The organism is Streptomyces sp. NPDC002730 (genome assembly GCF_042888805.1).
Classification (GTDB): domain Bacteria; phylum Actinomycetota; class Actinomycetes; order Streptomycetales; family Streptomycetaceae; genus Streptomyces.
In genome coordinates this window covers 1-11,425 of record NZ_JBIAQG010000037.1, presented here as the reverse complement: position 1 = coordinate 11,425, position 11,425 = coordinate 1, and the positions used below count along the sequence as shown (strand labels likewise).

Genomic DNA, 11,425 nt, shown 5'->3' with positions numbered 1-11,425 from the left:
ATCGTCGTGAACTGTTCGGGGGTGAGGTCCTCGCGGTTGCGGAGCAGGCGGCGTCGGGCCTTCCACTCGGGGTCGGTGGCGCGTCCGCGCCGGCCACGGAGTTCGGCGGTGGTGCGGCGCCGCACGGTGGAGAGCATCTTGTTGGCGAGCTGGACGACGTGGAAGTGATCGACCACGATCACAGCGTCCGGGAGTCCGGTGCGGATCGCAGCGCGGTAGGTGGCCGACATGTCGATGGCGACGTAGCGGATGTTCTTTCGCCAGGCCAGGGGCGTGGTGGACAGCCGGGCCAGGACGTCCGCGGCACCGCGGCCCTCGACCCGGCCGAGCAGTCCACCGGTGCCGAGTGCGTCGACGAACCCGGTGTGCCGGCGATTCCGTGTCAGCACCCATTTCCCGGTGTCGGGGTCCTGTTCCCAGCGGGTGCGGCCGAGCCTCGTCCCGTCGATGCCGAGCACCTGAACGTCTGGCAGCGGCGCCTCGGTCACTGCCGCCGCGGCGGTACGGAAGGCGTCCATCACCACCGGCCAGGACAGGCCCGGGTCACGGGCAGCCTGCACGATCGTGGAGCCGGCGTCCCGTACCCGGCATCCGGCCGCAGCCCGTAACCGGGCGGTCAGCCGCGCCCCCGCCGGTATCCGGGGGATCTGCTCGGTGAACGACTTGCGCAGACACGCCGGCTCCCCGCACCACCAGCGGCGCTTGTGCCAGAAGAACACCAATCCCCGCTCGCCGTAGGGCAGGTCGCGCGGCCGGGTGGTCGCCGGCCCCTTCACACGGGAGGCGAAGACGCCGCACTCCGGGCAGGCCCGGGCCGTCTCGTCCGCCGTGGCCAGGTGCACCCGGCGCGTACCGTCCTGAAGCCGCTCGACCCGTATGACGGACACCCCCTCCAGGTCCAGTAACAACGTCGTATCGTTGACCACGCCCGTGGCTCCCAGATGATCGTTCTGCGTCAAGAACAGAAATGATCACCCAGGACCACGGGCCTCCTGCATCCAGGACCGACAACCGCTCCAACCATCACGGACTGTGGCGGGCAGTCGGGAGGGAAGGGACTTCGTTGCTCTTGGAGGCGACCTGCCGCTGGGCCAGGACTACGCCCTGGTGGTCCCTTGCGGCCAGCAGTTGGATCGCTGTGGCGGTCTTGGTGCGCGAGCCGCGTAGCACCTTGCCGTCGACTGCGATCGCCCGCAGCGGGGGCCGTTTCGTCTCCGGCTGGGGCGCCGGGAGCGTTTGGGCCTGCAGATGCGCGCTGATCGCCGCGTCCAGCGCGTCACCGTCGATCCGTTGTTCAGCAGGGTCGAAGGAAGCAGCACAGTTGCTCCAGCGTGGCAGGGAAGGGCGATGACGTTCGGGCAGACACAGTCTCGCTCGGTTCTCATGGGTCTCGACAACCACATGATCACCGACACCGTGCCTGTTCTGCTGTCCGGGTGCGACGTCGCCTCATAACGAACATGACGCGATGTCGCACCCGATACCGGCGAACCGGACGAATCCCCTTCATGTAATGCCCCTGCCGCCTACACGCTCCCGATCAATGATCCACTGGGGCATGGTCAATTCCATGACCAGTCGGGTGACCGCAAGCCCGAAACTAAATCGGGCAGTACCTCCGCCCGAAACGGCCGACGATAGCCTAAACCGGTATCGAACACCTTCACCAGACAAATGGCGAACTCTGACTCAGGTCTCTAGTTCCGTGGCATGCCTCACTCCGTGCCCCTGCTGCATGCATCTGCCGTGTCGGGCGGCCTCGGTGGCAATCTCGACTCGAGATTTGAGCGTGAGCTTGGCCAAGATATGGGAGACATGAGTCTGAATGGTGCGGCGAGATACCAACAGCTCCGCTGCGGCTTCGGGGTTGGACCGCCCCTGAGCGACGAGATCAACAACAGCAAGCTCTGTATCTGTGAGGCTCTCCCACCCGGTTGACGGGCGCCGCCGAGGGCCGCGGTGCCCGCACCGGACTCCGAGACTGCGCAGACGCGACATGGAGCGGGTGAGGTCCCAAGATGCGTCCAGTGCCGTATAGATGTCGACTGCTCTGTAGAGGGCCTCGCGTGCCTGTGGGACGTGGCCCGATTGGGCATGGGCCGCAGCGAGGTCTTCCGAGTGATAAGCCCGGAACAGCGGCCACGGAAGATCGTCGTACGAGGCTGCAGCCTCCAGAAGAGGGCCAGGATCCCCCGCCACCAGACCACGGCAATGCCGAGCGATGCCGGTCGCTATTGCGGACGAGCCCACGGAAGCCTGCGCCTCGACCTCGGCTGTTAGTTCTTCCGCCAGGCCTCGCTTGTCAAGTTGGATAGCCACTCCCACCAGTCGTGGCGCAAGCAGCATCGCGGGGGCGGGGGCCAGAGAGCAGCGAGCAGTGAGGAACCGGTCGAGGGCTTGCTCCGGGGCGCCCCGCGCCTGATCCATGAGACATTGCGCCCACAGCGTTAGGAATGCATAGAAGGGGGAGGCGACCGCATCCCCCTTGAGTGCCCTGCCGAGGTGGGCACGGGAGGCCGAAAGATCACCGCGCCGGGTCGCAATGATGGCTGCCAGACTGTGGAGAGCGGTGGCCAGCCACCCGGTGCTGTGGGCTTCTGCCTGCAACCCGCTGTAAATGTCTACCATGGCCTCGTCCCACTGGCCGATGGTGAACTTGACCAGCGCGCGGCAAAAATCGAAGTGAGGATGCTCAGTGGCGCCAAGATGTACGGCGATCGCCCGGCAGTCCCCGATCGCTGCTTCTGCCTCCTGGTGACGCCCAAGCAGCAGAAGGCAGTAGCTGCGGATAACGTGCAGCCGAATCCGGCGCTCATCGTAGGCCACTTCCTGGGGAGCTACCTGAAGTGCGCGGTCGACCAATGTGAGCGCCTTCGAAGGCTGCCACCGCTGATAGTGGACCAGGGCCAACGTGCCCAACGCGTCAGCCAGCGCGCTTTTGATATCGAGGAGTTCTGCTGTGCGGGCCGCCTGTCGTGCTTCCCTCTCAGCGCGTTCTGGTTCGACCGGGAGGAGAGCGATCGATCCGTATGCCTGGATGCGGACCGACATCTCAGGCGACAGAGCTCCTGAGTGGAGCGCGAGATCAGCCTCGGCGACGCAGCGGTCAGGGTGACCAGCCAGGTACAGCGCATAGATAAGCTCCCACCACAGCTCGCCCTCGAGCGCAGGTTCACAGTTGTCAGCCAGCGCTACTTTTGCCTGCTCGCATGCCTCAGCCGATCGTCCCAGACGCGAGAGTGCGGTGGCCATATGGAAGCGCAACTTGGCACGGCGGGGATCGGCCGTGTCGATGCACACCACAGCGCGCTCCAAAATGGCCAGCGCTGTTTGGGGATCCTTGCCGATAAGGAAGCCCCCCTGAGCTGCCAGCCACGCCACCACACGTGGATCGCCCGGCGATGGCGCCAGGATAAAATGCTCTGCGATTCGCTTCGGGGGCGCGGAGCGTGCAGCGAGGGCCAGGCCCGCCTCTAGGTGGAGGGCGCCGCGCAGCGGCGTCGGAAGGCTGAGGTACAGACTCCGGCGGACTATCGAATGGCGAAAAGCAAGCCGTTCCTGAGTCTCGCTGAACAGCCCAGCCTCTACTAGGTTTTGGACCAGCGGGCTGACTCCGCTCATGGGCAGCGCGGTGGTGACCGCCAGGTCCTGCAAGGTGAACTCTGAATGTAGAACGGCGGCCACCCTTAGCACACGGAGAGCTCGGGGGGACAGGTCGTTAAGACGGTGCGCTATTACCGTGTTCAATGACATAGGGATTGCGCTCGTTGTTACCTCTGCCACCCCATCGGCGACCGTGACGGCGCCTTCGCGAACAAGGGCGCCTATAACGTCAGCGATGTATCGTGGGTTTCCGGCGGCCTCATCAAGCAAGCGCAAGAGATGCGGGCCGGGAGTCGCTTCCAGCATGTTGTCCGCCAACCTGCGCACGGCTGCCTGTGGCAGGGGTTTCAGGTGCAGCAGGCCTGCCCGAGTTAGCAGCATCTTCCTCAGGCGCTGCGCCGGAGCGGCCCCAGGCAAGACCCGTCCGGCGGCCACCAGGAGCAGTGGTAGGTCGGTCAGCGACTGAACAAGGTCACTCAGTGCGAAGAGAGCTGCGTCGTCCGCCCATTGTAGATCATCGATCAGTAGGGCGAGCGGTCCTTGGGAGGCCAATTCGTCGACCTCGGTCAGCAATCCGGTGGGTCCGGTCAGTGTTTGCTCGCCGGTGGGAACCCGCCCCGGGGGGAGTAGATCCTTGAGGTGGGTGTGAGTCGTATCTGTCGGCAGTAGGCAGGAACGAATCGCCCTCGCGGACGGACTGCGTTCCAATTCGTGAGCGGAGCACCGGCGAACTCGCATGCCCATATTCCGCGCGTAGGCAGCAGCGGCATTCAGTAGGGCCGTTTTCCCTACCCCTGCCTCTCCTTCGATCAGGGCCGCCTGGCCGCGTCCGGAGGCAGCTACTTCCATCAGCGTTCCAAGTCGGTCGAGTTCTGCCGATCGACCTATCAACTTGGCTGCCACGGCGCTCATTTGTTTCCCATCTCTCCACCTGCTCGCATAGTCGGTGCCGGAAAGGCCGCCCGCTACTGCCAGCAGGCGCACGAACACCCGCGGTGGTAGTGCTCATCAGGGGAGCGGAACCCGCTCTCATGGCATAGCGCTCGCTACAGATAAAGCTACATGTAGCGAGGGCAATGCGTAAACAGATCTTGTCTCTTTCTAGGTGATTCGATAGGGGTGCGGAGGGTTGGTCATGGGGGCTGGCGCGATGGGGGCGTCAGTGGGCCGCCTGTGCCAGATCGCGGTCTCCCAAGATCAACCATGAGTCGGCAGGTCGCGTGTCGATCCGTCGACGCGGGATCCTGCTCGCGATGGGATCGCGCGGTACGCGTGATTCCTTGACGCTCGGACGCCGCGACTCCCGCTCGCTGTGTGGAGGCGGTCGAGCGGGCCCCGAGGGAATCCACCCCTGTGCCGGACCGCATGCGCGCTGGGTTGGCCGGAGCTGGGTCGTCCGTCCAGTGATCGCGGTCTGAATGTCACTGTATCGGCCTCGCTGTTTCAGTTGAGGCTGCTGGGTGGTTGAGCAGGGTCGTTTGGGGTGGTGCCAGTCGGGCATGGAGGCGGCGGCCGCCATGGGTGATCCGGGCAGCGACGTGCAGGAGCCGGTAGCGGAGTTTTTTGGGTTCGTCGGCGGTGAGTTCGTCGTCCAGGAGGAGGACGCGGGTCCAGGTGAGGAGGTTGATGGCTGCGAGGCTGAGCTCGAGCCAGGCGGCGTGGACGTCGAAGCGGCGGAAACCGGTGGTCTCGCTGCACTGTATGTGGTCTTCGACGGTGGCGTGTCCGCAGTGGCGGACCTCCAGGAACTGGGCGGAGCCTGCGTAGGCGAACGGTGTGTCGGTGAGGAAGACCTAGCGCCGCAGGCCCTCGTCATGGTCGAACAGGGGCAGATGGGCGCCGGGGTGCGGGCGCTCGCGGCGGACGATGATGCGGGTGCGGTCCGGATGGCCGTGAAGGTCGACCATGCCGGTCGGCTCGGCGACCTGGGCGCCATCTCGCAGTGTTCCGTTCTGGTCCAGGGTGGGGTGTCAGAGGTCTGCGGGCAGGGTCCGAATTGCGCGGCGGACCGGCTCGGTGACCGCCTATCCGGCCGAGAAGCGCAGGTCCAGGCCGTACTCATGCAGGCTGCTGCGGAGGAGAGCGAAGAACGCCTTCGCGGATCCGGCGCTGTCGGTGCGGAGGAGGAGGTCGGCGCCGTGTCGGTGGGCGTCGGGGATCTATGCGAGGGCGTCGTCCAGCACCGCGGTGTGCTCGGCGGCGGCGTTTGGCGAGGAAGCCCAGCAGCGGGTGGAACCCGAAGCCGCCATGGTAAGTGGGTGCGGCTCAGGCAGGGTGGTTCCCGTCCGCCGGCTTTCACCGCTGGTATGCCCGAGCGGGACTTGCAGGCCTGCAGCCAGGCCACTTCTCGTGCGTGAGCACGGGCCGACCGCAGCCGGTCCAGTACCCGATTGTCGACGGCAGCCAGTAGTCGCCAGGCCGTCGGTGTCGAGGCGACCGGGCCGAACACCTCGCGCTGGTCCGCAGCACGGCCAGATCCGTGATCGTCTCGCCCCGTCGGCGAGCGTCATCGCGAGATCGGTGGCGATCCGGCGTGATCCGTCACTTCTGGTGATGTGTCGCCGGAGGCTGGGACGCGGCAACGGGGCTCCGTAGGACAGAAGATCGACCAAGATCCGACTGTCCGCGAGGGAGCTCCGCTGGGTGTTCAGTGTGCCATCGGCCGCATGCCGTCTGCCATCACCGAGGGCAGCCCAGGCCCCGTTGAACAGGCTGGTGGCGCCCTCGGGCCGGCGCTTCGGCGAGCACGTCCGTCTCGGCGTGTTGACCGAGGGGATCCGTCCTGAACTGGTGGACGAGGGCGAGGAGTTGACCGGCTGCGGCGAGCGTCGCCGCCGGTTATTGCCCGCCCGGTCGGTGGTCTACTTCGTCCTGGCGTTGTGCCTGTTCAGTAGCTCCGACAGTGCCGGGCCGCCGGGATACCGGTCGGTCCTGCGCACGTTGACGGAGAAGCTGCGGCATCTGCCGGGCCTGTGCGTGCAACGCTCGTCCCCCAGTTCGGCCCTGACACGGGCCCGGCAGCGGCTGGGCGACAAACCACTGCAGGCGCTGGTCGGGCGATGGTGCGTCACGCTGGCCACAACCCTCACGCCGGGTGCGTTCGCCTTCGCGCTGCGGCTGGTCGCCTGGGACGGCACCGCGCTGGACGTCCCCGACACCCCGGCAAACGCCGCTGAGTTCGGCTTCACCGGCAAGGGCGGGGTCGACCAGAGCGGACACCCGCAGATCCGCCTGATGGCCCTGACCGAATGCGGCACCCACGCCCTGGTCGATGCGGCCTTCGACGCCGTCGCGAAGTTCAGCGAGCACAAGCTCGCCCGTCGGCTGCTGGCCTCCCTGCGACCGGACAGCCGACCGCCACTTCGCCGGATTCCAGTGTGGGGCCTGGCCCGCGCCACCGGCGCCCACCTGGTCTGGCGGATCAAGAAGAACCTGGTCTTCGTGCCGCTGCGAGTACTGTCCGACGGGTCCTACCTGTCCATCATGGGCACGCCCGCGGAGAACATCCGCCACGGTCAGGCCCGCGCGGCCGGACGCACCCTGGCCGAGCCGCCCAGGGGACACCTGGTGCGGATCATCGAGTACACCGCCATCCGCCCGCAGGCCTGCCCGCCCCGCACCGAGACGTTCCGACTGGTCACCAGCCTGCTGGGCCACCGCCTCGCCCCGGCCCACCAACTGGCGACGGCATATCACCAGCGGTGGGAGATCGAAAACGGGTTCGCGGAGCTGAAGAACCGCCTGCGCGGCGCCGGATTCATCCTGCGCTCCAAGGCGCCCGAGCCGATCTGCCAGGGGATCAACGCCCTCCTCACCGTCTACCAGGCACTGTGCGCACTGCAGACGCGCGCGGCAGAACACGGTGGGACCGATCCGACCGGATCTCCTTCACCGTCACGGTGCAACTCGCCCGGCTGGCCGTCGCCGCCCGGGCCGCCGCCGACGCCACCACGCTGGACATCGCCCGCCGCGAGGTCACTACAGAGCAACCACGCCCGGCTACGAGCCCCGGGCGAACGCGCCTTCGCTCAACTCAAGACCTGACGCTGCTCCACCCGCCGCATCAGCCGCACCGTCCAAGCCGTCCACACGCTGTTGACCGGAAAACTCAACGGTCAGATGGGGATGGTGAGATAGCCCCTCGACGGTGACGGTCGGGGGCTCGTGCGGGGCGGTGGGGTCGTGGGATGTCAGGCGGCTGCCGGGGTGAGAGTGACGTCGTGGCCGAGGGCCTTGAGCTGGCGGACGAGGTCGCGGCTCTTGCGGCCCGGGTCGAGGTTGCGGGTGTGGAAGTCGGGGCCGAGGTCTCGGTAACGGGCGGTCGGGTCGTTCATGAGGTGCCAGACGGACACCAGGATGGAGCGGGCGACGGCGACCAGGGCTTTCATGTGGCCACGGCGTTTGACGATCCTGCGGTAGCGGGCGCCGACGAAGGTGTCGGTCCGCGCGGCTGAGATTGCTGCTTCGCCCAGGGCACTGCGGAGCCAGGGGTTGCCCTTGCCGGTGGGGCCGGAGGTGTTCTTGTTTCCGGACTGGAGGGTGCGTGGGGAGAGTTTCGCCCAGGACACGAGATGGCCGCCGGTGGGGAAGACCGACATGTCCAGGCCGATCTCGGCGAGGATGACCTGGGCGGTGCTGGGGCCGACGCCGGGGATCTCGTCGAGGCGCTCGGTGTCGGTGATCGGCATCAGGGTGCCCTGTCCGGGGCCTTCGTCGTCCTCGGTGGTGGCCAGCTCGCTCAGCCGCAGGGTGATCCGGGCGGTGAGCTTGTCGATCTGCACGGTGAGGTAGTCGACGGTGTCCAGCAGTATCCGGCACATGAACGCGTGGTGTTCTTCGAACCGGCCGGTCAGCGATTCGGCCAGGGTGGCGTGGCTGGCCTTGATGGTTGATGGTGCCGTGGGCCAGGTCCGCCAACGCCTTAGGGCTGCGTTCGCCCGTGATCAGTGCCTCCAGCATCGCGCGTCCGGAGACGCCGAAGATGTCGGCGATCACGGTGGACAGCTTGATCTGGGCGTCCTCGAGGAGTTTCTCGGTGCGCTGCTTGTGGCGGGTGCGCTCATGGGTCATGACCGCCCGGGCCCGGGTCAGATCGCGCAGTTCACGGACCGGCTTCGGAGGCACGAACGAGGGCCGGAGCATGCCGCGTTCGGTGAGCTTGGCCAGCCAGACCGCATCCAGGCGATCGGTCTTGGGCCGGCCCGGGACGTTCTTGACGTCACGGGCGTTGACCAGCCAGCACTCCAGACCACGCGACTCCAGCAGAAAGAAGTACGGCTTCCAATAGGTCGACGTCGCCTCCATCACCACCAGGGTGACGCCCTGGCAGATCAGGTGGTCGGCCAGGTCCAGAATCGCGCCGCTGGTCGCGACGGTGTTGAAGACCCGCTGCACGCGCTTACCGGGCTTGTCCTCATGCGGAACCCGCACACAGACCATGCCCGACGCCTTGGCGATATCGATCGCCGCGACACGGGCCACGAGCTCCTCGGCCTGCTCGATCTCCTCGACGCCACCGCGGTCGTCGGTGTCCGCCATGCACAACTCCCTGGTATCGATCCGTACGGGCCGACGCCCGCCCAGGGGGCCGCGGGGGAGCGAGAATCTGACCGGCGTGCTCGATGACAACAGTGCGTGGCCCCTCTGCGGCCCCGGCACCAGACTGACCTACGGGCTCAACGTCCCAACGAGCTACCGGCGTCGGCGGGCAGGCGCCGCAGCCATGTTTTCACGCCGGCAAGGCGCACCCGAAGGGGACAGGGGGACTGACCTGCGACTATTCAGGATGAAAGAGGTTCACTCACCGGCATTGCAGCTCAGCAACCCAGCGCGCCTTCGGTGCGCGCCGGGGGCACGGTATATCCGGGCGTGCGTGGGAGGTGCTCCTGTAGGTCCTCACGAGGGGCGGGGGGGCTCGGGATCATAGTGTGGTCGTTCCGGCCGAAGCCGTTGCCTCTGTGATGCTGTGCAGCTCGTAGCTCAGCATGGTGCTGAGGGCCGTCCACGGGAACCGTGGAGCGTTGCTATGAGCACGTGCGTCAGAATTCCTGTTTCACCCTGGCCCTCCCGGAACGGCGTACTTCCTGGCCTTCGTGATGGAAGGAGCGGGCGGTGGATGTCATGCGCCAACGTTGCGAGGGGATGGACATCAGCAAGATGGACGCGAAGGTGTGCGTCCGCACCCCAAGTACCCGGCGGCGCGGGTCCTTCACGACTGAGACCACGACCTGGGGCGCCACCACGAGCGCGGTCCTCGCCCTGCGCGATCACCTGATCGCCGCGCAGGTGACGCTGGTAGTGATCGAGGCGACGTCGGAGTACTGGAAGCCGTATTATTACGTGCTGGCCGACGAGTTGAATGTCATCCTGGTCAACGCGCGGCAGGTCAAGAGCCTGCCCGGTCGCAAGACCGACGTCTCGGACGCGGCCTGACCGGCCCAGCTGGGCGCCCACGGTGCGGCCCTCCTTCGTGCCGTCGCAGCCGGTGCGGGACCTGATCCGCGCCCGCACGGTCACCACCCGGGAACGCTCCCGGGTGGTGAAGCGGCTGGAGAAACTCCTGGAGGACACAGGCATCAAGCTCTCCGCGGTCGCCTCCGACATCATGGGCGTCTGCGGCCGGGCCATGCTCGAAGCCCTCATCCGCGGTGAACGCGACCCGCAGGTCCTCGCGGAGATAGCCAAACGCAAGCTCCGGAACAAGATTCCCGAACTCACCGAGGCGCTGAGCGGACGATTCCGTGCGCACCACGCGTTCCTGGCCCGTCTGTATCTGGACCAGTACGACCAGCTCACTGCGGTGATCGACCAGCTCACCATACGGATCGAGGAGGCGATGGCTCCCTTTCGTCCCGCCCTCGACCTGCTCGACACCACCCCCGGGATCAATCGGGCCACCGCCGAAGTGGTCATCGCCGAGACCGGCGACATGACCCGGTTCGCCTCCGCCAAACATCTCGCGTCCTGGGCCGGGGTCTGCCCCGGCCACCACGAGTCCGCCGGCCGCACCAAGAACACCAAACGCGCCCCCACCCGGCGGTCGCCCCCGACCGTCGGGCTCCCGACCTGCCCACACCCCCTCCGACCAGTCCGACCAGGTTCTATTTACGCGTCGGAAGGCACTTTCGCATTACCCCACAGAAGCCAGCCCCACACCAAGAGAAACAGCGAAGGTGGCTGACGTCATGCATACCAGCCAGATGGCGGATGGAGGCAGCGTCCTGCATCGATAGATTGTCCCAAATGCTTGCTATTAAGCCGCTTCGGGTGGCTCGATTGCTGGCTTCGCCTCACGCGCAAGGAGGACGCCATGGCTAGGGCTCCGGTGGGAACATTCCGGCGGAATTGGCCGAGTTCTGTGTCTCAACCCGATTCGCCGGAATTTCTTGAGTCGGCAAAAGCCTGGCTCTTTGACCTTTCTCCGGGCCGGTGGCGGTTCGAGCCCACTTTGCACAGAAATCCAATTGTGCTTGCGCGGATGGTTCGTTTCTTCCTGGCGGCAGAAGCAGCAGGGGCGCGATCGAATCGCCGCGCTTTGTCTCAGAAGCCACCCAGCAGATTTCCCGGCCCTGCGGTTGAGTGCGCCACGGTGATATGTGATCAAGAAGTACAGCGAGCTGCCGCTCTCGCCCCGCAAGTTCGGCTGGTTGAGGCTGCGCTACTCGATCGAATCCGCTGATGTTGAGCGTTGGACCCCAGACAGGCCAGGGCGATTGCAAAGTCCTGGTGATCTCGTGAGTGTGCAGGTCACGGCGGTGTGACGATGCCAGGAGGGCGCGAGACCACAGGCAACGAAGCTCCGTTGTGGAGGTGACCTTGCCAA

Annotated in this window: 9 protein-coding genes and 1 pseudogene; 4 read left to right on the top strand and 6 right to left on the bottom strand. The window is 66.4% G+C overall.

What is annotated here, in order from left to right; translation table 11 throughout:
- The 4 genes from ACFYXH_RS41800 to ACFYXH_RS41785 all read right to left on the bottom strand — a co-directional run.
- On the bottom strand, positions 1–887 hold an 887-nt coding region (locus tag ACFYXH_RS41800; protein WP_389574927.1), incomplete at its 3' end, for an ISL3 family transposase.
- 136 nt (positions 888–1,023) lie between these two features.
- A complete protein-coding gene (locus tag ACFYXH_RS41795) occupies positions 1,024–1,401 on the bottom strand; it encodes a hypothetical protein (RefSeq protein WP_389574924.1) in 378 nt (125 codons plus the stop codon).
- A 288-nt stretch (positions 1,402–1,689) separates the two neighbouring features.
- A complete protein-coding gene (locus ACFYXH_RS41790) occupies positions 1,690–4,515 on the bottom strand; it encodes an ATP-binding protein (RefSeq protein WP_389574935.1) in 2,826 nt (941 codons plus the stop codon).
- 509 nt (positions 4,516–5,024) lie between these two features.
- Entirely contained in the window at positions 5,025–5,306 is a 282-nt protein-coding gene (locus ACFYXH_RS41785) for a transposase (RefSeq protein WP_389574933.1), read from the bottom strand.
- 1,000 nt (positions 5,307–6,306) lie between these two features.
- Here ACFYXH_RS41785 and ACFYXH_RS41780 point away from each other — a divergent pair.
- Positions 6,307–7,647 carry an IS4 family transposase gene (locus ACFYXH_RS41780; protein WP_389574921.1) on the top strand — a complete coding sequence of 447 codons (1,341 nt, stop codon included), beginning with the start codon at positions 6,307–6,309 and terminating at the stop codon, positions 7,645–7,647.
- A 146-nt stretch (positions 7,648–7,793) separates the two neighbouring features.
- Here ACFYXH_RS41780 and ACFYXH_RS41775 read toward each other — a convergent pair whose 3' ends face one another.
- Together ACFYXH_RS41775 and ACFYXH_RS41770 are read right to left on the bottom strand one after the other, a co-directional pair.
- A complete protein-coding gene (locus ACFYXH_RS41775) occupies positions 7,794–8,423 on the bottom strand; it encodes a transposase (RefSeq protein WP_389574918.1) in 630 nt (209 codons plus the stop codon).
- Positions 8,424–8,679: 256 nt separating this feature from the next.
- Positions 8,680–9,042, bottom strand: a pseudogene (locus tag ACFYXH_RS41770) (transposase); the annotation flags it as partial.
- Positions 9,043–9,723: 681 nt separating this feature from the next.
- On the opposite strand from ACFYXH_RS41770, the gene ACFYXH_RS41765 reads away from it, so the two are divergent.
- The 3 genes from ACFYXH_RS41765 to ACFYXH_RS41755 all read left to right on the top strand — a co-directional run bounded on the left by ACFYXH_RS41765 (position 9,724) and on the right by ACFYXH_RS41755 (position 11,363).
- The gene (locus ACFYXH_RS41765; RefSeq protein WP_389574930.1) at positions 9,724–10,035 is read left to right on the top strand and encodes a transposase; all 312 of its coding nucleotides are present in this window, start codon (positions 9,724–9,726) and stop codon (positions 10,033–10,035) included.
- 37 nt (positions 10,036–10,072) lie between these two features.
- The gene (locus ACFYXH_RS41760) at positions 10,073–10,783 is read left to right on the top strand and encodes a transposase (RefSeq protein WP_389574915.1); all 711 of its coding nucleotides are present in this window, start codon (positions 10,073–10,075) and stop codon (positions 10,781–10,783) included.
- A gap of 415 nt (positions 10,784–11,198) precedes the next feature.
- Positions 11,199–11,363: a hypothetical protein gene (locus tag ACFYXH_RS41755; RefSeq protein WP_389574912.1), complete on the top strand. Its 165-nt coding sequence runs from the start codon at positions 11,199–11,201 to the stop codon at positions 11,361–11,363.
- Positions 11,364–11,425: the final 62 nt, after the last annotated feature.

Excerpts from the sequence above, each read along its gene's own strand:
- ACFYXH_RS41765 (WP_389574930.1), top strand. The coding sequence starts at position 9,724 with ATGCGCCAACGTTGCGAGGGGATGGACATCAGCAAGATGGACGCGAAG.
- ACFYXH_RS41775 (WP_389574918.1), bottom strand. The coding sequence starts at position 8,423 with ATGTGCCGGATACTGCTGGACACCGTCGACTACCTCACCGTGCAGATC.
- ACFYXH_RS41790 (WP_389574935.1), bottom strand. The coding sequence starts at position 4,515 with ATGAGCGCCGTGGCAGCCAAGTTGATAGGTCGATCGGCAGAACTCGAC.